The 20,506-nt window shown below is 63.0% G+C and carries 21 protein-coding genes, 1 pseudogene and 1 other annotated feature; of the genes and pseudogenes, 7 read left to right on the top strand and 15 right to left on the bottom strand.

The window, feature by feature from the left end; translation table 11 throughout:
- Nucleotides 1-43 precede the first annotated feature (43 nt).
- The gene (locus Q0Y09_RS02400; protein WP_297717018.1) at nucleotides 44-820 is read left to right on the top strand and encodes a helix-turn-helix transcriptional regulator; all 777 of its coding nucleotides are present in this window, start codon (nucleotides 44-46) and stop codon (nucleotides 818-820) included.
- A 172-nt stretch (nucleotides 821-992) separates the two neighbouring features.
- On the opposite strand, the gene rnfB is transcribed toward Q0Y09_RS02400, so the two are convergent.
- The 7 genes from rnfB to Q0Y09_RS02365 all read right to left on the bottom strand — a co-directional run bounded on the left by rnfB (nucleotide 993) and on the right by Q0Y09_RS02365 (nucleotide 6,479).
- Complete coding sequence (gene rnfB, locus Q0Y09_RS02395) at nucleotides 993-1,889, bottom strand: RnfABCDGE type electron transport complex subunit B (RefSeq protein WP_297717015.1); 897 nt, start codon at nucleotides 1,887-1,889, stop codon at nucleotides 993-995.
- A gap of 12 nt (nucleotides 1,890-1,901) precedes the next feature.
- Complete coding sequence (gene rsxA / locus Q0Y09_RS02390) at nucleotides 1,902-2,516, bottom strand: electron transport complex subunit RsxA (RefSeq protein WP_297717012.1); 615 nt, start codon at nucleotides 2,514-2,516, stop codon at nucleotides 1,902-1,904.
- Entirely contained in the window at nucleotides 2,516-3,163 is a 648-nt protein-coding gene (gene rsxE, locus Q0Y09_RS02385; RefSeq protein ID WP_297717008.1) for an electron transport complex subunit RsxE, read from the bottom strand. Before rsxE ends, rsxA begins: the two co-directional genes overlap by 1 nt.
- A 13-nt stretch (nucleotides 3,164-3,176) precedes the next feature.
- Entirely contained in the window at nucleotides 3,177-3,725 is a 549-nt protein-coding gene (locus Q0Y09_RS02380) for an RnfABCDGE type electron transport complex subunit G (protein ID WP_297717005.1), read from the bottom strand.
- On the bottom strand, nucleotides 3,722-4,759 hold the full coding sequence (locus tag Q0Y09_RS02375) for an RnfABCDGE type electron transport complex subunit D (RefSeq protein ID WP_297717002.1): 1,038 nt from the start codon (nucleotides 4,757-4,759) through the stop codon (nucleotides 3,722-3,724). The genes Q0Y09_RS02380 and Q0Y09_RS02375 overlap by 4 nt, the downstream gene beginning before the upstream one ends.
- Complete coding sequence (rsxC, locus tag Q0Y09_RS02370) at nucleotides 4,756-6,099, bottom strand: electron transport complex subunit RsxC (RefSeq protein WP_297716999.1); 1,344 nt, start codon at nucleotides 6,097-6,099, stop codon at nucleotides 4,756-4,758. Before rsxC ends, Q0Y09_RS02375 begins: the two co-directional genes overlap by 4 nt.
- A gap of 176 nt (nucleotides 6,100-6,275) precedes the next feature.
- Nucleotides 6,276-6,479 carry a hypothetical protein gene (locus Q0Y09_RS02365; protein ID WP_297716996.1) on the bottom strand — a complete coding sequence of 68 codons (204 nt, stop codon included), beginning with the start codon at nucleotides 6,477-6,479 and terminating at the stop codon, nucleotides 6,276-6,278.
- A gap of 14 nt (nucleotides 6,480-6,493) precedes the next feature.
- Nucleotides 6,494-6,709: a binding site (T-box leader), on the top strand.
- 73 nt (nucleotides 6,710-6,782) lie between these two features.
- Between Q0Y09_RS02365 and ilvB (Q0Y09_RS02360) the strand changes: the two genes are divergently transcribed.
- The 6 genes from ilvB (Q0Y09_RS02360) (at nucleotide 6,783) to ilvC (ending at nucleotide 13,198) form a co-directional block, all read left to right on the top strand.
- Complete coding sequence (gene ilvB, locus Q0Y09_RS02360) at nucleotides 6,783-8,405, top strand: biosynthetic-type acetolactate synthase large subunit (RefSeq protein ID WP_297716992.1); 1,623 nt, start codon at nucleotides 6,783-6,785, stop codon at nucleotides 8,403-8,405.
- Nucleotides 8,406-8,422: 17 nt separating this feature from the next.
- Nucleotides 8,423-8,908: an acetolactate synthase small subunit gene (gene ilvN, locus Q0Y09_RS02355; RefSeq protein WP_297716989.1), complete on the top strand. Its 486-nt coding sequence runs from the start codon at nucleotides 8,423-8,425 to the stop codon at nucleotides 8,906-8,908.
- Nucleotides 8,909-9,099: 191 nt separating this feature from the next.
- A complete protein-coding gene (gene ilvB / locus Q0Y09_RS02350) occupies nucleotides 9,100-10,806 on the top strand; it encodes a biosynthetic-type acetolactate synthase large subunit (RefSeq protein ID WP_297716986.1) in 1,707 nt (568 codons plus the stop codon).
- Nucleotides 10,807-10,831: 25 nt separating this feature from the next.
- The gene (ilvN, locus tag Q0Y09_RS02345) at nucleotides 10,832-11,380 is read left to right on the top strand and encodes an acetolactate synthase small subunit (protein ID WP_297716983.1); all 549 of its coding nucleotides are present in this window, start codon (nucleotides 10,832-10,834) and stop codon (nucleotides 11,378-11,380) included.
- Between the two features lie 199 nt (nucleotides 11,381-11,579).
- Entirely contained in the window at nucleotides 11,580-12,032 is a 453-nt protein-coding gene (locus Q0Y09_RS02340; RefSeq protein ID WP_297716979.1) for an N-acetyltransferase, read from the top strand.
- 146 nt (nucleotides 12,033-12,178) lie between these two features.
- On the top strand, nucleotides 12,179-13,198 hold the full coding sequence (gene ilvC / locus Q0Y09_RS02335; protein ID WP_297716976.1) for a ketol-acid reductoisomerase: 1,020 nt from the start codon (nucleotides 12,179-12,181) through the stop codon (nucleotides 13,196-13,198).
- A 553-nt stretch (nucleotides 13,199-13,751) separates the two neighbouring features.
- On the opposite strand, the gene Q0Y09_RS02330 is transcribed toward ilvC, so the two are convergent.
- The 8 genes and pseudogenes from Q0Y09_RS02330 to Q0Y09_RS02295 all read right to left on the bottom strand — a co-directional run.
- Complete coding sequence (locus tag Q0Y09_RS02330) at nucleotides 13,752-15,146, bottom strand: TIGR00366 family protein (protein ID WP_297716973.1); 1,395 nt, start codon at nucleotides 15,144-15,146, stop codon at nucleotides 13,752-13,754.
- An 88-nt stretch (nucleotides 15,147-15,234) separates the two neighbouring features.
- A complete protein-coding gene (locus Q0Y09_RS02325) occupies nucleotides 15,235-16,164 on the bottom strand; it encodes a 3-hydroxyacyl-CoA dehydrogenase family protein (RefSeq protein ID WP_297716970.1) in 930 nt (309 codons plus the stop codon).
- A gap of 15 nt (nucleotides 16,165-16,179) precedes the next feature.
- On the bottom strand, nucleotides 16,180-16,371 hold the full coding sequence (locus Q0Y09_RS02320) for a hypothetical protein (RefSeq protein WP_297716967.1): 192 nt from the start codon (nucleotides 16,369-16,371) through the stop codon (nucleotides 16,180-16,182).
- Nucleotides 16,368-17,207, bottom strand: a complete 840-nt coding sequence (locus tag Q0Y09_RS02315) for a 3-keto-5-aminohexanoate cleavage protein (protein ID WP_297716964.1) — start codon at nucleotides 17,205-17,207, stop codon at nucleotides 16,368-16,370. The genes Q0Y09_RS02320 and Q0Y09_RS02315 overlap by 4 nt, the downstream gene beginning before the upstream one ends.
- Nucleotides 17,208-17,537: 330 nt before the next feature.
- Nucleotides 17,538-19,043, bottom strand: coding sequence for a sigma 54-interacting transcriptional regulator (locus tag Q0Y09_RS02310; RefSeq protein WP_297716960.1), 1,506 nt, complete (start codon nucleotides 19,041-19,043; stop codon nucleotides 17,538-17,540).
- Nucleotides 19,044-19,068: 25 nt separating this feature from the next.
- Entirely contained in the window at nucleotides 19,069-19,518 is a 450-nt protein-coding gene (locus Q0Y09_RS02305) for a low molecular weight protein-tyrosine-phosphatase (protein ID WP_297717076.1), read from the bottom strand.
- A 51-nt stretch (nucleotides 19,519-19,569) separates the two neighbouring features.
- Nucleotides 19,570-20,178 (bottom strand): annotated as a pseudogene (trmB, locus tag Q0Y09_RS02300) (tRNA (guanosine(46)-N7)-methyltransferase TrmB); the annotation flags it as partial.
- Nucleotides 20,179-20,351: 173 nt separating this feature from the next.
- On the bottom strand, nucleotides 20,352-20,506 hold a 155-nt coding region (locus Q0Y09_RS02295; RefSeq protein WP_297717073.1), incomplete at its 5' end, for an SDR family oxidoreductase.

Below are 20,506 nucleotides of genomic sequence, written 5' to 3'. Positions count from 1 at the left end.
GCCGCGGCTCTGGCAGAATGGGGGAGCAAGGAGGAAGGCTGACATGTATGAAAACGACAGATTTGAGATCGACAAGGAGCGATTCGGCGCCTTTCTGCTCCGACTGCGGAAGGAGAAGGGCCTGACCCAGAAGGAGCTGGCGGAGCTGCTTTTCGTGTCGGATAAGGCGGTGAGCAAGTGGGAGCGGGCGTTGAGCCTGCCCGACGTGTCCCTGCTCATCCCCCTGGCTGACTGCCTGGGGGTGAGCGTCGCCGAGCTGCTCCGGGGGGAGCGGGACGCCCGGGAGACCCTGCCGGCGGCGGAGGTGGAGGCCCTGGTGGGCTCCGCCCTGCGTCTGAGGGAGGAGGAGAACAGGGCGGTCCGTGGGGCCCGGCGGCGGTGGAGGCTGGGCTTTTGGGCCTGCGCCCTGGCCGGGCTGGGGGAGACCGCCGCCCTGCTGGCCCTGGGCTTCTCCATGGAGGATATGTCCTCCACCGTTTTGCTGGTGGAGGGGCTGTGCCTGCTCTTCGGGGCCTGGCTGTGCTTCTGGGTAAAGGAGCGGCTGCCCACTTATTACGACGAAAACCGCATCACCTCATACAGCGACGGCTTCTTCCGCATGAATCTGGTGGGGGTGCGCTTCCACAACGGAAACTGGCCCCACATCCTGAACGCCCTGCGCTGGTGGATCCTGGGGGCCCTGGCCCTCTACCCGCTGCTGTGGGGGGTGGTCCACACGTTGTGGCCCGGCCACGCCCTCACGCTGGAGCTGCCTCTGACGCTGGCGGTGGTGCTGGGGGTGCTGGTGACAGCCTCCATCGCCGGAAAGAAGTATGAATAAGGGTCAAAGATCCGTGTGGGAGCCGATGTCCCCGCTGATGAAGCATTGGCAGGGACGATATGAGACCCGCATGGAAGTGCCGGAGCCATGACAAAAAGAGCGGCGCAGCTATGATAGCTGCGCCGCTCTTGCTTGCTGTTTTTGCTTGTATGCCCCGCATGGGGACGCGTGCTTACTCCTTGGTTTCGGCCTTGGGAGCCTCGGCGGCGGGGGCGGCAGCCTTGGGGGCGGCCGGCGCAGCCTTGGGAGCAGCGGGCTTCACCTCGGGCACCTTGCCGTCCACAGTAATCAGCTTGCGGGGGCACTTCTGGGCGCAGATACCGCAGCCGATGCACTTCTCGTAGTCGATGACAGCCAGGTTGTTGACCATGGTGATGGCTTCCTTGGGGCAGGACTTGGCACACAGGGAGCAGCCGATACAGCCGTTGGTGCACACCTTGGTGACAGCGGGGCCCTTCTCCTTGGAGGAGCAGGGGATGGTGACGTGCTTCTTGGTCTTGTAGGGCTCCAGCGCAATGATGTGGCGGGGGCAGACATCCACACACTGGTTACATGCCTTACACTTGTCCTCGTCCACCTTGGCCACACCGTCCACCACGTGGATGGCGTCGAAGGGGCAGACCTTCTCACAGGAACCCATGCCCAGGCAGCCGAAGTCGCAGCTCAGGGGGCCGCCGCCGGGAAGACGGGCAGCCGCCACGCAGTCGTGGACACCGATGTACTCGTACTTCTGATGGGCCGCGCCGCAGCCGGAGCAGTGGACCGCGGCCACCATCTTGACGCTCTCGCCGGCGGCCACGCCCATGATCTCCGCGATCTGGGCGGCCACAGCGGCGCCTCCGGCGGTGCACTTGTTGACGGGGGCCTCCCCCTTCACCACAGCGGCCGCGTAGCCGCCGCAGCCGGGAAAGCCGCAGCCGCCGCAGTTGGCGCCGGGCAGACAGCCGGCAATGGCCTCCTCACGGGGGTCCACCTCCACGGCGAACACGCGGGAGGCAAAGGCCAGCACACCGCCGAAGACCAGGCCCAGGCCGCCCAGGATCAGGAATGCAAATAAAACCAGATTCATTTCAGCCCCTCCTTAAAACACCTTCAGGCCGCTGAAGCCCATGAAGGCCAGAGCGATGAGGCCGGCGGTGACCAGAGCGATGGGGAACCCTTCAAAGGCCTTGGGGCAGTCCATGGTGGCATCCAGCCGCTCACGGACGCTGGCGAAGAGGAAGATGGCCAGCAGGAAACCCAGGCCGCCGGTGATGCCGTAGACAACGCTCTCAATGAAGTTGTAGTTGTTCTGCACGTTCAGCAGCACCACGCCCAGCACAGCGCAGTTGGTGGTGATGAGGGGCAGATAGATGCCCAGGGCCTGATACAGGGAGGGGACGTTCTTCTTCAGGAACATCTCCACGAACTGCACCAGGGAGGCGATGACCAGGATGAAGGCGATGGTCTGCATGAAGGCCAGGTTGGGCTTGCCCTCGCCGTAGATGGCGGGGTTGACCAGCAGGAACTCATTGATGAGCCAGCACACAGCGGAGGCCAGACCCATGACGAAGGTCACGGCCAGGCCCATGCCCAAGGCGGTATCGACCTTTTTGGACACGCCCATGAAGGGGCAGATGCCCAGGAACTGGGCGAAGATGAAGTTGTTGACCAAAATCGCGCCCAGGGCGATGGAGAACAGTCCGGCAAAATCCATTACTTCGCCACCTCCTCAGTCTTGTTTTTCTCGGCACGGGCCAGGGCCCACTGCATGAAGGCGATCAGCGCCGCCAGCACCAGGAAGCCGCCGACGGGGAGGGAGATACCCAGCGCGCCCACGCCCTCGGGGAGGATGCGGATGCCGTTGCCGTCGTTGAGGAAACTCAGGCCGCCCAGGATGGTGCCATTGCCCAGGAACTCGCGGACCAGGCACATGACAATGAGGACCCAGGTGTAGCCAATGCCCTGGAAAATGCCGTCCACAGCGGAGGCAGCCACGCCGTTCTTGTAGCAGAAGCCCTCGGCACGGCCCAGGATGATGCAGTTGACCACGATGAGGGGGATGAACACGCCCAAGCTGTCAGCCAGCGCCGGCACAAAGGCCTGGAGCAGCAAATCTACGATGGTCACGAAACTGGCGATGACCACGATGAAGCAGGCGATACGGATCTTGTCGGGGATGATCTTCCGCAGGGCGGAGATAACGATGTTGGAGCAGGTCAGGATGATGAGCACGGCCAGACCCATGCCCACACCGTTGAAGAAGACGGTGGTGATGGCCATGGTGGAGCACATACCCAGAAGCTGCACCAGCACCGGGTTCTGAGTGACCAGACCTTCCTTGAATTGTTTCTTGATGTCCATGGTCTATCCCTCCTTAACCCAGGCTGCCCGCGGCGGCAATGGCGGCGTTGACGCCGTTGCAGATCGCGCGGGAGGTGATGGTGGCGCCGGTGAGGGCGGCAATGTCGCCGCCGTCCTTGGTGACGGCCGCATTGGACTTGCCCACGAACTGGTTCCGGAAGTCCTCCTTGGTGGCGTTGGCGCCCAGGCCGGAGGTCTCAGCGTGGCTGATGATGGACACGCCGGAGCAGGTACCGTCGGTGTTCACTCCCACCATGACGTCCAGGTTGCCGCCGAAGCCGGAGGGGGCCACCTGGACCACATAGCCGGCGTCTCCGGCCTTGTAGACGGCGGTGACCAGGGCCTCGCCGCCGGTGTACTCCACCTTGTCGTAGCTGTCGGCGGGGAGCACGGCTTCCATGGCGGCTTTGGTCTTAGCCTCCTTGGCAGCCTGGATGGGGCCGCTGGTGATGGAGTTGACCAGGCCCAGGAGCACGGCGCAGATGGCGCTGATGGCAAACAGGGTGATGACGAGCTGAGCCGGGCCCGCCTCCTTTTTCTTCATAACAACGGTATCGCTCATTTGGAGGCACCCTCCTTCGCAGCTTTCTTGGCCGCCTTGGCCTTCTCCTTCATCTCTTTGGTGAAGCCGAAGCGGGCGGGCTTGCAGACCTGGTCAAAGAGCCAGGCGCAGACGTTCATGATGAGGATAGCGTAGCTGACGCCCTCGGGATAGCCGCCGAAATAGCGGATGAAGACGGTCAGCAGGCCGCAGCCGATGCCGAAGACCAGCTCGCCCATGGGAGTGGTGGGGCTGGTCACGTAGTCGGTGGCCATGAAGAAGGCGCCCAGGAACAGGCCGCCGCCCAGGATCTCATAGAGCATCCACTCCAGGTTGCCGTTGCCGCCCTGGGGGAAGAGGAAGGTGAGCACGGCCACGGTGCCGATGAAGGCCACGGGGATGTGGGGACGGATGACGCCCCGGGCGATGAGGTAGATGCCGCCCGCCAGGAGCAGGAGGGCAGAGACCTCGCCCATGCAGCCGCCCACCTTGCCCACCAGCATGTCGGTGATGCTGGCGTCGGGCAGGATACCGGCGTGCATGAAGTCCGCGGACAGGGGGGTGGCGCCGGTGACGGCGTCAGCGGCGGAGATGAGGCCGGACCACTTGCCGGGCACAGCCCAGGTGGTCATGGCCACCGGATAGCTGAGCATCAGGAAGGCGCGGCCGGCCAGGGCGGGGTTGACGAAGTTCTTGCCCAGGCCGCCGAAGAGCTGCTTGACCACCACAATGGCGAAGAAGTCGCCGATGACCAGCATCCAGTAGGGCAGGGTCACCGGGCAGACAAAGGCCAGCAGCACGCCGGTGACGGCGGCGGACAGGTCGCCGGTGGTCTGGGTCTTGTGGAGGAGCTTGCGGTAGCCGAACTCGAAGATCTCACAGGCCACCACGGAGATGACGGTGGCGATGAGGGCCCGGGGGCCGAAGAAGAAGACCGCCGCGCACAGGGCGGGCACCAGGGCGATCAGCACGTCCAGCATCAGGGAACGGGTGCCGTAAGGCGAGGAGACGTGGGGGGAAGATGCTACCCCCAGCAGCTTTGTTTCGTTGCTCATGCTTTGGCCGCCTCCTTCGCTTTCGCTTTCTGCTGGAGTCCGCGGATCTCAAACTTGGCCATCCGGAAGGTCTGGACCAGGTGGATGCGGGCGGGGCAGATGTAGTTGCAGGAACCGCACTCCATGCAGTCCATGACATTGTACTTCTGGACCTTGTCCCAGTCCCGCTTCATGCTGAACATGCGCATGTAGAGGGGCATGAGGTGCATGGGGCAGGCGTTGACGCACTTGCCGCAGCGGATACAGGTCTGCTCGGTGTCCTGCACGGCGGCCTCAGCGTCGGTGAGGGCCAGCAGGCAGTTGGTGCCCTTCATCATGGGGGAGGTCAGGTCGTACTGGGGATTGCCCATCATGGGGCCGCCCATCAGCAGGCGCTGGGGCTGGGTCTGGAACCCGCCGGCCATCTTGATGAGGTGCTCCAGGGGGGTGCCGATGGGGGCGTTGACGTTCATGGGCCGGGCCATGGCGCCGCCGGTCAGGGTGACGTTGCGGTGGGTGAGGGGCTTGCCCTCAGTGACCGCGTCGTAGATGGCGGCGGCGGTGGCCACGTTGAACACGGTGCAGCCCACGTCGGCGGGCAGACCGCCGGGGGGCACCTCGCGGCCGGTGATCCGCTGGATGAGCTGCTTCTCAGCGCCCTGGGGATAGCGGGTCTTCAGGGTCTCGATGTGGATGCCGCTGTCGGCGGGGAGCAGGCTCTTCAGGTGCTCCACGGCGTCGAGCTTGTTGGCCTCGATGCCGATGGTGGCCTCCTTCAGGCCCAGGGCCTTCATGATGAAGCCCACGCCGCCCAGGACGGCCTCGCCGCGCTCCAGCATGAGCCGGTGGTCGGCGGTGATGTAGGGCTCGCACTCGGCGCCGTTGATGAGGATGGCGTCGACCTTGCCCACCGCGCCGGAGAGCTTGACGTGGGTGGGGAAGCCCGCGCCGCCCATACCGGTGATACCGGCTTCCTTGACGATGTCGATGATCTCCTGGGGAGTGAGGGCATCCACATTGTCACGGTGCTTGATGGACTCACAGGGAGTGTCCTGGAAATCGTTCTCGATGACCACGGACATCATCTTTCCGCCGCCGGGATGGGGACGGGCCTCCACGGCCACGACCTTACCGGAGACGCTGGCGTGAATGGGAGCGCCGAGACCGGCGATCTCGCCGACCTTCTGGCCCACCTTCACCTCATCCCCCACAGCCACGATGGGCTTGCAGGGGGCTCCCACATGCATGGACATGGGGATCACCACCTGAGCCGGAGCTTCCTCCAGCGGGACGACGGGCTTGCGCTCCGTCGCCTCCTTGTGCTCGGCGGGGTGGACGCCGCCATAAAACTTATGACTCATAGCATCACCTCTGTCATTACTTCAAACCTCTGCTTCCGTATTAGGCCGCTGAACAAGTGGCTGACAGAATACGCAGTCATTTGTTCAGCGGTCCTTCCCGATGGGCAGACCCTTCTCCCCGGCCTGCCCTCTCCCCATTGATCCGACCACTGCCGCAGGGCGCACTCGAATCCTTATTATAATAGTACTACCAATTCAAAATGTCCAGCATTTCCAGAGAAAAAAGCGCCGAAATTAGGGAAAATAAATTTTTCCTCCCAGACGCCCCGGCCCAAACCCCGTTCCGCTTCCCTCGGGGCTGACGGCAGGATTTTTTCTTTTTGCCAAAATCCATCGTTGACAAACCCGCCCGCGGGTTGTATCATGATTTTCAATATCACATTTTGATAGGGTCAAAACAGCAATGACCGGGTAAGTAAATCGGTCTCACAAGCGCAGAGAGGGGGCGGCAGGTGCGAGCCCCCGTGAGGGGCCGGGAGAAAGTCGCTCGTGAGCTGCGCCCCTGAACCGGCAATAGGGGGCGACGGTTCCCCCCGTTATCGGGGAAAGAGCGCGCGGGCCTCTGCCCGCGAATTTAGGTGGTACCACGGAGCGAGACTTCGTCCTAGAGAGGACGAAGTCTTTTTGCATATTTGCCCCGGTCCGCCGGGAGCCCCCATTGGAAACGCGAGGAGGAATGTCCCATGATGAACGGAGCCCAGGTCCTGATAGAGAGTCTCAGACAGGAGGGCGTAGAGCGGATCTTCGGCTATGCCGGCGCCACCATCTGCCCCGCTGTGGACGCCCTGGCCGCCACGGATATCGCCTATACCCTGGTGCGTACGGAGCAGAACGCCGGGCACATGGCCTCCGGCTACGCCCGCATGACAGGCAGGCCCGGCGTGTGCATGGTGACCTCCGGCCCCGGCGCCACCAACCTCATCACCGGCATCGCCACCGCCTATATGGACTCCATCCCCATGGTGGCCATCACCGGCCAGGTCCAGAGCTACCTGCTGGGCCGGGATATTTTCCAGGAGGTGGACATCACCGGCGCCTGCGCCCCCTTCACCAAGCACAGCTACCTGGTGAAGGACGCCAATGACATCCCCCGGGTGGTCAAGGAGGCATTTCACATCGCCTCCACGGGCCGGCAGGGTCCCGTCCTCATCGATATCCCCATCGACATCCAGCAGCAGATGATCGAGCCTGTTTACCCGGCCAGTGTGGATATCCGGGGCTACAAGCCCAGCGTCAAAGGGAATGATGTCCAGATCAAGCGGGTGGCTGAGGCCATCTCCGCCGCGCAGAAGCCCCTGCTGTGCGTGGGCGGCGGTCTGTTCAGCGCCCAGGCCCAGGCCGAGCTGGTGGCGCTGTGCGAAGGGGCCCGTATCCCGGTGGCCACCACCATGATGGGGCTGGGCCTGCTGCCCAGGGACCACCCCCTCAACCTGGGCATGATCGGCGCTTTCGGCACGCCCACCGCCAACCGGGCCCTCAACACCACCGATCTGCTCATCATCGCCGGCGCCAGGGCGGCCGACCGGGCGGTGACCTCTCCCAAGGAGATCGCCAGCCGCACCAAGACCGTCCACCTGGACGTAGACCCCGCCGAGATCGGCAAAAACTTCTCCACCACCGTTCCCGTGGTGGGCGACGTGAAGGTCATCCTGGGCCAGCTCATCTCCCACCGACCCAGGGCCCAGAGCGACGCCTGGATCGCCGACCTCCAGGCCCGCCGCAAAACAGAGCCCCAGCTCGCCGCCGCCCCCGGCGCCGGCAGCGTCACCCCCGCCTACCTCATGCGCGCCCTGGGGGAGGCCCTGGACGACGACGCCTGCGTCTGTGTGGACGTGGGCCAGAACCAGATCTGGGCCGCCAAGCACCTGCCCATGAAGCATGGCCGCTTCCTCACCACCGGCGGCCTGGGCACCATGGGCTACTCCCTCCCCGCCGCCCTGGGCGTCAAGACCGCCGTGCCCGACCGCCAGACCGTGGTAGTCTGCGGCGACGGCAGCTTCCAGATGTTTGAAAATGAGCTGGCCACCCTGAGGGCCATGGACGCCGACGTGAAGATCGTCATGGTCCGCAACGGGGTGCTGGGGCTGGTCCACCAGATTCAGTTTGCCAGTTACAGCGGCCCCTTCGGCGTGGACCTCAACGGTTCCCCGGACTTTGAGGCCCTGGCCGGCGCCTACGGCATCCCCGCCGCCCGGATCAGCGACGACAGCCAGGCGGAGGAGGCCATCCGGCGCATGCTGGCCGCCCCCGGACCCTATCTGCTCATCTGCGACGTGGACCCCATGGCCACCACGTCCTCGACCTGAGAAAGGAGGACCGTCCTATGACCCAGACCATTTCCGTCCTGGTGGAAAACCGGGCCGGCGTGCTCAACCGCATCACCGGTCTCTTCTCCCGGCGGGCCTTCAACATCGAGAGCCTGGCCGTGGGCGTCACCGACGACAAGAACATCTCCCGCATCACCATCATCGTGGACTCCGGCAACAATGTGGTGGAGCAGGTGGAAAAGCAGCTCAACAAGCTGGTGGACGTCATCAAGGTGCGTACCCTGGATGAGAAGAAGCTCATTGGCCGGGAGCTCATCATTGTAAAGGTCTCCACCTCCACCAAGACCCGGCAGGACGTGGCCAACCTGTGCCAGATCATGGGGGCCAAGATCGCCGACATCAGCTCCACCACCATGACCCTGGAGCTCTCCGACACCCCCGAACGGGTGGATCTGTTCGAGAGCCTGCTGCGGCCCTTCTCCATCCTGGAGGTGGCCCGGACCGGCGTCATCGCCGTCCAGAAGGGCAGCGGGAAGATATAAGCCCCCATTCGGGGCCCCCGGCAAAGCCCAGCGGAGCGGGTTTGCCGGGGAAAGGACGAGCAAGGGAGCGGAGCAAGCCCTGTTCCTCCGGAACGGGGCGCGCGGCGCGGACTTTGCGAGGACGCAGCCGTCGCCCGCAGCGCGGATGGACCGCAAAGCATCCCATAGAGACATTGACAGGAGTGGAACACATGAAGATCCGAGCCACACAAGCCATTTTGGAGTGCCTGCTGGAGCAGGGGGTGGACACCATCTTCGGCTACCCAGGCGGCACCATATTGAACGTATATGACGAGCTCTACCGCTACCAGGACAAGATTCGCCATATTTTGACCGCCCATGAGCAGGGCGCCTCCCACGCCGCCGACGGCTACGCCCGCTCCACCGGCAAGGTGGGCGTGTGCTTTGCCACCTCCGGCCCCGGCGCCACCAACCTGACCACCGGCATCGCCACCGCCTACATGGACTCCTCTCCGGTGGTCTTCCTCACCTGCAACGTCGCCGAGAGCACCCTGGGCAAGGACGCCTTCCAGGAGGTGGACATCACCGGCATCGCCATGCCCATCACCAAGGCCACCTACCTGGTCCGGGACCCCAACGACATCCCCGACGTCATCCGGGAGGCGTTCGCCGTGGCCGCCATGGGCCGGCCCGGCCCGGTGCTCATCGACCTTCTGAAAAACGTCACCGCCCTGGACGTGATGATCGACTACGAGCCCCTCCCCAAGGAGGAGCACCAGTACCACGGCCGCCTGGCCGACCTGCGGAAGCGGGCGGGCTGGGACCTGACGCCCCCCGCCCCCAACGGCGACGACGTGGACCGTCTGGTGGAGTTGATCGCCCAGTCGGAGAAGCCCATGCTCATCTGCGGCGGCGGCGTGGTCCGCAGCCGGGCCCACCAGGAGTTCCGCGCTCTGGCCGAAAAGCTGGACGCCCCTGTGGCCATCACCGTCATGGGCGGCGGCGGCTTCCCCGGCGCACACCCGCTCACCACCGGCATGCTGGGCATGCACGGCTCCCGGAGCTCCAACATTGCCTGCGCCAACTGCGACCTGCTCATCGCCGTGGGCTGCCGGTTCTCCGACCGGGTGGCCACCTCCCCCTCCCTTTTTGCCAGGCAGGCCAAGATCGTACACATCGACATTGACCGGGCCGAGATCGACAAGAACGTCAAGACCGACCACCACATCATCGGCGACGCCAAGCAGGTCCTCCAGATGGTCAACCAGCGCATCCCCGGCTACCGGCACCCGGAATGGAAGGAGTTCGTCTTCTCTCACCGCTCCCCGGTCCCGGAGGAGAGCACCGCCCTCACCCCCTACCAGATCATCCGCACCCTCCGGGCCCTCTGCCCCCAGGACTCCATTGTGTGTACCGACGTAGGACAGCATCAGATGTGGTCCATCCAGCACTTCCACTTCGACTACCCCGGTCAGCTCGTCACCTCCGGCGGCTTCGGCACCATGGGCTTCGGTCTGGGTGCCGCCATGGGGGCCAAGCTGGGCAATCCGGACAAGACCGTCCTCCACATGACCGGCGACGGCTGCTTCCGCATGAACGGCCAGGAGCTGGCCACCATCTCCCACTATGACATCCCCATCATCACCATCATCTTTAACAACCACACCCTGGGCATGGTCCATCAGTGGCAGAACCTCCTCTACGGCGGACGCTTTTCCCAGACCGACCTCAACTTCGCCCCCGATTTCGTGAAACTGGCCGAGGCATACGGCGTCCGGGGGCGGCGCGCCGCCACCCAGGCTCAGCTGGCCGAGGCCGTCCGGGAGGCCCTGGACGATGGCCACGCCTGCGTCATCGAGTGCATCATCGACACCGACGAGACCGTCCGTCCCATGGTCTCCGCCGGCAAACCCATCACCGACTTCCTGCTGGACTGAGGGCGGGGAAAGGAGCGTAAGCATCATGGAAAGCAAAGAGCATACCCTCTCCATCCTGGTGGAGAACACCCCCGGCGTCCTGAGTCAGGTCTCCCGCCTTTTTTCCCGCAAGGGCTATAACATCGACTCCATCGCCTCCGGTACCACCGAGGACCCCAGGATCACCCGCATCACCATCGTCATGAACGGGGATGACGCCACCATCACCCAGCTGGCCGCCCAGCTGCGCAAGCTGCTGTGCGTGGTCTCGGTCAAGGTCCTCTCCACCGAGGAGGCTGTCCAGCGGGAGCTGGTGCTGGTGAAGGTGAAGGCCGATACCAAGGACAAGCGGGACGAGATCCTACAGATCGTCAGCGTCTTCCGGGCCAGCGTGGTGGACATCAGCCGGGAGACCCTCACCATTTCCATCCTGGGAGACGAGAATAAGGCCGGCGCCCTCATGGATCTGCTGGCCGACTTCGGTCTGATGGAGGTGGTTCGCACCGGCATCATCGCCATCGAGCGGGGGGTGCGCACCATCTACGAGGACACCAAGGAATCCGGCGAATTCAACCTCAGCAAGAATTTCCTGTAAGCTCCGCCGTCCTGCGGTATCCACACCGTTCACACGCAGGACACGGACCTTGGCAGATCCCACAGAGGCTTCTGTGTTTTCATATACATGTACTTTCAAGGAAAGGTGGAGATCAGGCATGAAATTGTATAAAAACATGTTCCTATCAACCAAAAGGAGGGTTTTCATCCGTTAGCCCTCCGAACACAAAGGAGGAAATATGGACCCTATTACCCTGCATAAAGTTGATGAATCCAATTTTCTTGCCTGCTTTTCCCTGAAATTAGATGCCCAGCAGGAGAAATTTGTATCCCACCCGATCCGAAGTCTGGCCCAGGCATATGTATACCGCAAGCAGTGTACCCCTTTTGCAATCTGCCGCGCCGGTCAGGTGATCGGATACCTGATGGTCATCTACGACTATGACGAAGAGGCTTACTTCATCTGGCATCTGATGATCGATGTCCAGTACCAAGGCAGAGGCTATGGGAGAGCGGCGATGGAATCTGCGCTTGACTATATCCGTTCCAGGCCCTTTGGAGATTCCAACGTTGTCCGTCTGACCGTCAACCCGGAAAATTCCGCCGCCTGCCACTTGTACCAGACCATGCGCTTCTCTGCCACTGGTCGTGCGGACGAGGATGAAATCGAACTGGAACGGGTGCTTGCTTGATTCCCACACCCCGCGGGATGCGCCCACATCAGGGCTGCCGCCCAAATCTTTTTTCCAAATTGTAACTTGGTTATCATTCTTTTTTCTCCCTCTGTGCTATGATAGCGCAAAAGGGATCTATCTCACATTCAAAGGAGTGTATTGTCATGGCAAAGATGTATTACGAGAAAGACTGCGAACTCAGCTACCTCAACGGGAAGAAGATCGCCATTATCGGCTATGGCTCCCAGGGCCACGCCCATGCCCTCAACCTGAAGGACTCCGGCTGCGACGTCTGCGTGGGGCTCCGCCAGGGCTCCAAGAACTGGCCCGAGGCCGAGAAGGCCGGTCTCACCGTCAAGACCATTCCCGAGGCCGCCAAGTGGGCCGATATCGTCATGATGCTCATCAACGACGAGGTCCAGGCCGAGGTCTACAAGAAGGACATCGCCCCCTACCTGGAGGAGGGCAACGCCCTGGCCTTTGCCCACGGCTTCAACATCCGCTATAAGCAGATCGTCCCCCCCGCCGGCGTGGACGTCTTCATGGCCGCCCCCAAGGGCCCCGGTCACACCGTCCGCTCCACCTATGTCAACGGCAAGGGCGTGCCCTGCCTGGTGGCCGTGGAGCAGAACGCCACCGGCAACGCCTATAAGATCGCCCTGGCCTACATCGCCGGCATCGGCGGCGCCCGGGCCGGCGTGATGGAGACCACCTTCCACGACGAGACCGAGACCGACCTCTTCGGCGAGCAGACCGTGCTGTGCGGCGGCGTGGTGGACCTGATGCGCTGCGGCTTCGAGGTGCTGGTGGAGGCCGGATACGAGCCTGAGAACGCCTACTTCGAGTGCATCCACGAGATGAAGCTCATCATCGACCTCATCAACAAGGGCGGTGTGGCCGCCATGAACTACTCCATCTCCGACACCGCCGAGTACGGCGAGTATGTCTCCGGTCCCCGTGTCATCCCCCACGAGGAGACCAAGGCCCGGATGCGGGCCGTCCTCTCCGACATCCAGGACGGTACCTTCGCCGGCAAGTGGATCGCCGAGAACAAGAACGGCCGCTGCTTCTTCAACTCCAAGCGGGACAACCTCAAAAAGCACCAGATGGAGATCGTGGGCGAGGAACTGCGCAAGAACATGATCTGGGGCGGGGATAAGGACCTGGATACCGCCTCGAACTGATCCGCCCCAGATCCGGGGCCCCCGCAAAGCCCAGCGGAGCGGGCTTTGTGGGGAGAGGAGCCGCAAGGGATCGCAGGGAGGAATGCCCGTCCAGGGCGTTCCGACCAGAGCGGACTTTGCGGCGACGAGGGGCGTGGACAAGGACCTGGATACTGCCTCTAACTAAAGGGGCCCCCCACGAATCAGTTGCTCCGGATTGTGTGGACAGCACAAAAAAGTCCCTGATGGGAAAGGTTTGGTTTTAAGCGGAGAGGCGTCGCGCAAGCGACGCCTCTCCGCTCTTTCGCTGATGGGTCATGGCTGTGAAAGTGGATCGGTTGGCGGCTTCTCTGGCCGTGGACTTTGCGCCCGTTTGAGGGCGGTCTCTGGACCTGGGAAGCATTCCTGCTGCCAGCTGCCTGAACAGACCTGAACAGATAACACCCCCTGTATAGGTTGATTGTCCTATACAGGGGGTGTTTGTCTGTTGTCCATTTTTACGGGAGCAGCTTAGCTGCACCGTAGAAACATTTCCCAATTTCTGCTGGATTCCTTTTCCGACGAGAGGCTGCGGTCACATGAAGGCGGGGATGAAGTAGAGCCCCAGACAGGAGATGACGATCCAGAAGACGCAGATGAAGGCCATAAAGCCCCAGACGTCTTTCAGCTTCATGCCGACCACGGAGAGGGCGGGGATGACATAGAGGGGCTGGAGCAGGTTGGTGCACTCGTCGCCCAGCACGAAGGCGTTGAGGCAGGTGGCCAGATCGGCGCCCTGGATGTTGCGGACGGTCTCCACGATGAGGGGCCCCTGAACGGTGAACTGTCCGCCCTGGGAGGGGATGAAGCAGTTGACCAGGCAGGCGGAGAGGAAGGTGAAGATGGGCAGGGTGCGGGCAGTGGCCACAGAGGTGATGGCGCTGATGAGCACGGAGCCCAGGCCGCCCTCGATATACATCATGCCCATGATGGCGCCATAGAAGGGGAACTGCATGATGATGTCGGTGGCCAGGTGCATGGAGTCGGCGTGAGCGGTAATCCAGGCGCTGGGCTGGGGGAAGAGGAAGCAGTTGATGCCCACGAACAGGAAGATGACCAGGTTCATGTTCAGCGCGCCGAAGAAGCCCTTGGTGGCGAAGTCGTAGATGATGTTGGCGAAGATGAAGGCGCCCACCAGCCACATGACAGGCTTGCAGGTATTCATCTTCTGGGCAAAGGTGGCGGCCTTCTCGGTGATCTTGTAGTCGTTGGGGACCACGTCGGCCTGGGTGGCCACGTCCCGCAGCTCAATGAGCTCGTCCTCGCCGGGCTGGGTGAAGAGCACGATCAGGATGAAGGCGATGGCCAGCACGGTGAACAGGATCACGTTGGGCGTGTTGTAGCAGGTCTCCAGGACGGACATGGTGTGGCCCACGATCCCGGCGTAGGAGCTGCCCTCGGTGGCCAGGTTGGAGTACAGGGTGGCGGAGGGCCCGAGACACTGGCCCAGGATCATGCAGGTATAGCCGCCGGCCACCATCATGGGGAAGTGGAGGCCCTTGACCCGCTTGGCCAGCTGCATGGACAGGATGGGGGTGACGATGGTGCAGAAGGCGTAGTTAATCATGGAGGTGACGTAGCCGAAGATCATCATCAGGATGATGGCGGCGTAGCGGTTGTGGACGTGGTTGGCCATGGCGTTGAGCAGCCTGGTGACCTGGGGGCTGCGGGCGCAGGTAGCGCATACGCAGACCATGATGCCCATCTGGAAGGCCAGGGTGAACTGGCTGCTCAGGCCGCCCCACCATGCCTGGAGGAGCTCCACGGGGCCCTTGCCGATGAAGAGGGACAGCACAAAGACGACGATCATCAGGATGACGCAGAATACAAAGGAATCAGGGATGATCTTCTCGGCGGCAAAATTGAACTTTTTGCTGATGCTCCACAGAGGAGTTCCTTTCAGTCGCTTGGTCTGGGGTTGCTGGGACATGGGATCGCTTCCTTTCTCTCTTGTTTCAACCATTGTTCTAAAGCGGGATGGGAAGTTTTTCGGGAAAATGGCGGGTAGGGACAGGGTGTTATTTGCCGTAGAGCATGCGGACCAGGTATTCGTTCAGAGCGGCGTTGGACTCGGCAGCCTGCTCGGAGGTCCACTTCTGGAAGCCCTCTCCGGTCTTGAAGCCGAGCTTGCCGCCGTCCCGCAGCTCCTTGAGCAGGGGGGAGGGCTCGTGGGAGTCCTCCAGGTCCTTGAGGATGTAGTCATGGATGTTGTAGGTGAGGTCGGTGCCCACCATGTCGGCGTTCTCCATGGGCCCGAGCTGGGGCAGACGCAGGCCGAAGGAGTACTTGACGGCCTTGTCCACGGTGGCGGCGTCGGCGATGCCCCGCTCCACGATGGAGATGGCCTCCCGCCACAGGGCGTGCTGCATGCGGTTGGCGATGAAGCCGGGGACGTCCTTTTTGCACAGGACGGGCTCCTTGCCGGCGGAGGAGAGGACCTCCATGACGGTCTGGGCCACCTCGTCGCTGGAGGCGTCGGACTTGACCACCTCCACCAGGGGGATCAGGTGGCCGGGATTCCAGAAGTGAGTGCCCACGAAACGCTCCCGGTGCTTCAGATCCCGGCTGATCTCACTGGGGCTCATGACGGAGGAGTTGGTGCAGAAGATGGTGTCAGGGCGGCAGCGTTCCTCCAGCTTGGCGAAGGTCTCCCGCTTGATCTGCATGTCCTCAAAAACGGCCTCGATGACCAGGTCGGCCCGGGAGACCAGCTCGCTGTCCAGGTCGGTGGTGAAGGAGATGCGGGAGAGACGGGCGTCCAGCTCCTGGTCGGTGATGACCCCCTTCTCCAGCAGCTGCCTGGTGTTGCTGCGGATACCGGCCTCCACGTCGGTGGGATAGAGGTCGTAGACGCCCACCTCGAAGCTGGGGTTGGAGGCCATGACGTAGGCGATGTTCTTGCCCATCATGCCGGCGCCGCAGATGAGAATGTACTTGATGTCTTTCACGGTTTGACGCTCCTTTTAATCGGCTGTGTCCTCGTAGTCGTTGGCATCGGGCGGCGTGACAGCGCCGCTTTCACCGATCAGCTCCCCCTCAGCGCCGCAGGCAGGGCAGAGGCCGAAGGAGGGTTCGGTGATGGTATCGGTGCCGGACTTGAACTTCTTTCCGCAGCTGGGGCAGCGGTAGAACATCCAGTAGACGCCCCAGCTCATTTCTTCAGGCCCAGGATCTCACGGGCCTCGGCGGGGGTGGCCACCTCGTTGCCGTACTCCCGGATGACCCGGGCGGCCCGCTCCACGAACTGCACGTTGCTCTCGGCCAGCTGGCCCTTGGCGTACATGACGTTGTCCTCCATGCCCACGCGGATGTGGCCGCCCAGAGCCACGGCGCCGTAGAGCATCTCCATGGCGGAGTGGCCCACGCCGAAGCAACTCCAGGTGGAGCCGGGGCAGAGGGACTCCATGGTCTCCTTCATGAAGACCAGGTTCTTCATGGTACCGGGGATGCCGTTGGCGCAGCCCATGCAGAACTGGAAGTGGAGGGGAGCCTTCAGCACGCCCTTTTTGAGATAGTAGGCGGCGTTGGCGATCATGCCGGGGTCAAAGGCTTCGATCTCGGGCTTGACGCCCCACGCCTGCATGTGCTGGCCCAGCTCCTCCAGGAACTTGGGGTGGTTGATGAACAGGCTGGAGTTGAGCCAGTTCATGGAGCCGCAGTCGTAGGAACCCATCTCGGGACGCAGCTCCTCCAGGTGGGCCTGGCGGGTCTCGTCGGTGGCGTTGAGGTCGCCGGAGGTGGTCATGTTGAGGATGATGTCGCAGTCGGGGTGGTTCTGCCGCAGCAGCTCCACGGTCTCCCGGAACTTGTTCTTGTCCATGGTGCCGTTGCCGGCGTCGTCCCGCATGTGGAGGTGGGCCACGGCGGCGCCCGCCTTCCAGCAGGCATACACGTCCTCGGCGATCTCCGCGGGGGTCATGGGCACGTTGGGGTTGTTCTCCTTTTTGGGCCACGCTCCGGTGGTGGCCACGGTGATGATGGTCTTTTTCATGGTTCCATGCACCTCATTTTTATACAGAGCAGAGACTCTGTTCTTTACGCCAAGATATATAAGCAAGAGGTGTGCCAACTTTGAAAACGAGGGAGAAAAATCCGGGAGCGCCTGGGGCGCAAGGGCCCCGGGAGCCGGATGCCGGGGGAGCGGCGGGGAAAGAAAAGACCGCATGGTGAAATTTTTCACCATGCGGTCGTCACAAGTACAGGAGCGGGGGGAAGAGAAAGGATAAAAATATGACGCAGACGGCGCAGAACATAAAAGAAGTGGGCTGGAATCACGGAGTTTGACGAGTGGTGATATTTTTCACCGTTCCGGTGACAAAAATCACCGCTTCTGGGTCCGCTGCTCCTGCTCATACCGCCGGCATTTCTTGACCAGCGTGGAGTGGTCCACGCCCAGGACCTTGGCGGCTCTCCGCATAGAGCCGGTCTCCTCCAGGGTGTGGAGGATGATCTCCCGCTCATAGGCGGCCACCCGCTGGCGGAGGGAGCCATCCCCCGCCGGACGGTCCACGTCGGAGTGCCCGCCGGGGTTGAGTGCCCGGAAGACGCTGCCGCGGGTGACCAGGTCGCCGGAGCTGGTCACCACGATGCGCTCCACCAGGTTTTCCAGCTCCCGGATGTTGCCCGGCCAGGAGTAGGCCAGGATGAGCTCCATGCCCTCGGCGCTGAAGCAGACCTGCTTCCCATACTTTTTGTTGAAGCTCCGGCAGAAGTGTTCGGCGAGATAGGGGATGTCCTCCCGGCGCTCCCGGAGGGGCTTGAGCTCGATGGGGACCACGTTGAGCCGGTAATAGAGGTCCTCCCGGAAGCGGCCCTGGCGGACCTCCTCTCTCAGGTCCTTGTTGGTGGAGGCGATGACCCGGATGTCCAGGGGGATGGGGCGGCTGCCGCCGATGCGCATGAGCTCCCGCTGCTGGAGGACCCGGAGGAGCTTGGTCTGGAGGGGAAGGGGCATGTCGCCGATCTCGTCCAGAAGAATGACGCCGGTGTTGGCCAGCTCAAACATGCCGGCCTTGCCGGCCCGCTTGGCGCCGGTAAAGGCCCCGTCCTCGTAGCCGAACAGCTCCGACTCCAGCAGCTCGGCTGGGATGGCGGCGCAGTTGACCTTGATGAAGGGCTTGCCCATGCGGTCACTGCACTGATAGAGCTCGTTGGCCGCCAGCTCCTTGCCGGTGCCCGACTCTCCGGTGATGAGGACGGTGACGTCGGTGGGGGCGATGGTGTGGATGAGCTCCACCACGGCGGCCATGGCCTGACTGCGGTAGAGGATGGTCTTGTCGCCGGCCTGCTGCCGGCGGAGGTAGGCCAGCTCCTCATTGGCCTTTTTGCTCTCCTCGGTCAAGGTGAGCAGCTGCTGCTCCAGCCGTTTGAGCTCGGGGAAATCCCGGGTGTTGGTCACCACCAGCTTGATGTGCCCCGCCTCGTCGAAGACGGGGGTGCCGGTGACCAGGACCTCCTTGTTGAGCTTGTAGATGGTGGCCACCGAGTTGACCCGCTCCCGGCGCTCCAGGACCTTGGCGGTGACGGAGCCGCAGTACAGCTTCCCCTCGGCCTCGATGTCGGAGACCTTGCGGCCCAGGATCTCAGCGGGGAGGATGCCGGTGGTGCGGGTGTAGGCTTGGTTGATAAAGAGGACGGTGCCCTCCCCATCGGTGATGTGGATGCCGTCGTAGAGGTGTTCGCACACCTCCTGGAAATCCACCAGCCGGGGGTAGCGGGAGAACACGCGCCGGAAGAGCTGAGCAGTCTCATCCGGCGTAAGGTCGGCGGACAGCAGAGCGTCCACGCCCTCCTTGAGGGCGTCCAGCGCGGCTTGGCGGTCAGTCATTGGCGGATCACCTTCCTCGGAAAGATCAGATCAGCTCGTCCAGCAGGGACTGACAGCCCTCCAGCACATCCTGCCAGGTGGCCTCAAAGTCGCCGGTGTACCAGGGGTCGGCCACCTGACCGGGGCGGTCAGTGTGGCTGAGCAGGAGGGAGCACTTGCCCGACGGGTCGCCGTCAAAAAGGCGGCGCATATCCCGCAGGTTGGCCTCATCCATGCCGAGGAAGAGGTCCCAGTTCTCGTAGTCCTCCCGCCGAAGCCGACGGGCGGCCTTTCCGGCGCAGTCGATGCCGTGCTCGGCCAGCTTCTGCCGGGCGGGGGGATAGACCGGATTGCCGACCTCCTCGGAGCTGGTGGCGGCAGAGGCGATGCGGAAGCGGTGGGCCAGACCGGCCTGCTCCACCAGATCCTTCAAAACAAACTCGGCCATGGGGCTGCGGCAGATGTTGCCGTGACAGACAAAGAGGACCCGGAAGATCCGCTGCTCATCGCCGGCGGCGGCCTCCCGGTGGAGCTTGACGCCCACGCAGCGGTGGATGGGGGTCCCCAGGCTGTGGAACTTTTCCTCATAGTCGGTCATGACGCCCCGGATGCCGTCGGCGTGGAGGTCGTCGGTGACCTCCCGCAGCTCATAGCCCGCCTTGGGGAACTGGAAGAGGGACCAGGCAAACAGACCGCTGTTGTCGGTCTTGAAGTGGATCTCCCCGCCGTCCCGGAGAACGCCCCGGTAGCGTTCCAGAAAGTCGGGGTGGGTCAGGCGGCGACGGGCGTGGCGGTTGGTGGGCCAGGGGTCGCAGAAGTTGATGTAGATGCGCTCCACCTCGTCGGGGGCGAAGTACTCCCGGAGATCGGCCACATCGGCGTCGATGAAGCGGACGTTTTGGAGACCCATGGCCTGGGCCCGCTCCATGGCGATGACCATGGCGTCAGGCACCCGCTCAATGGCCACGAAGAGGACCTCCGGCTCAGCGGCGGCGGTCTCACAGGTGAAGCGGCCCTTGCCGCAGCCCAGCTCCACCCGCAGCTGGCAGCCGGGGGAGAGAAGCTCCCGCCAATGTCCACGCCAGCTCTTGGGGTCCTTGATCTGATAATCGGAACAACGCTCCATCCGGGGGATGAGGTTGGGTTTCTTCCGCATACGCATGGGGAACAAGCCTCCTAATCATTCTCACAATACGGTTGACAGTCTACCACATGTTCGACGGAAAGTCGAATCCTTTTTCTCATTACATATGGAAGAAACAGAACGCGCCCACCTGCCTGGACAGGTGGGCGCGATAAAATGAGGGTTCAAAGTTGAGTGGGACAGACTCACACGCCGGAATAGGCGGAGTAGCCGCCGTCGATGGGCAGGACCACGCCGGTGATGGCGCTGGCGGCCTTGTCATCGCAGAGGAAGAACACGCCGCCCAGCAGCTCCTCGCTCTCCACGAACCGGTTCATGGGGGTGCCGGCCAGGATCTTGG

It is taken from the genome of Intestinimonas sp., from assembly GCF_026169115.1.
Taxonomy (GTDB): domain Bacteria; phylum Bacillota; class Clostridia; order Oscillospirales; family Oscillospiraceae; genus Intestinimonas.
The sequence above is the reverse complement of the archived record's forward strand: the minus strand, read 5'-3'. Positions and strand labels throughout refer to the sequence as shown.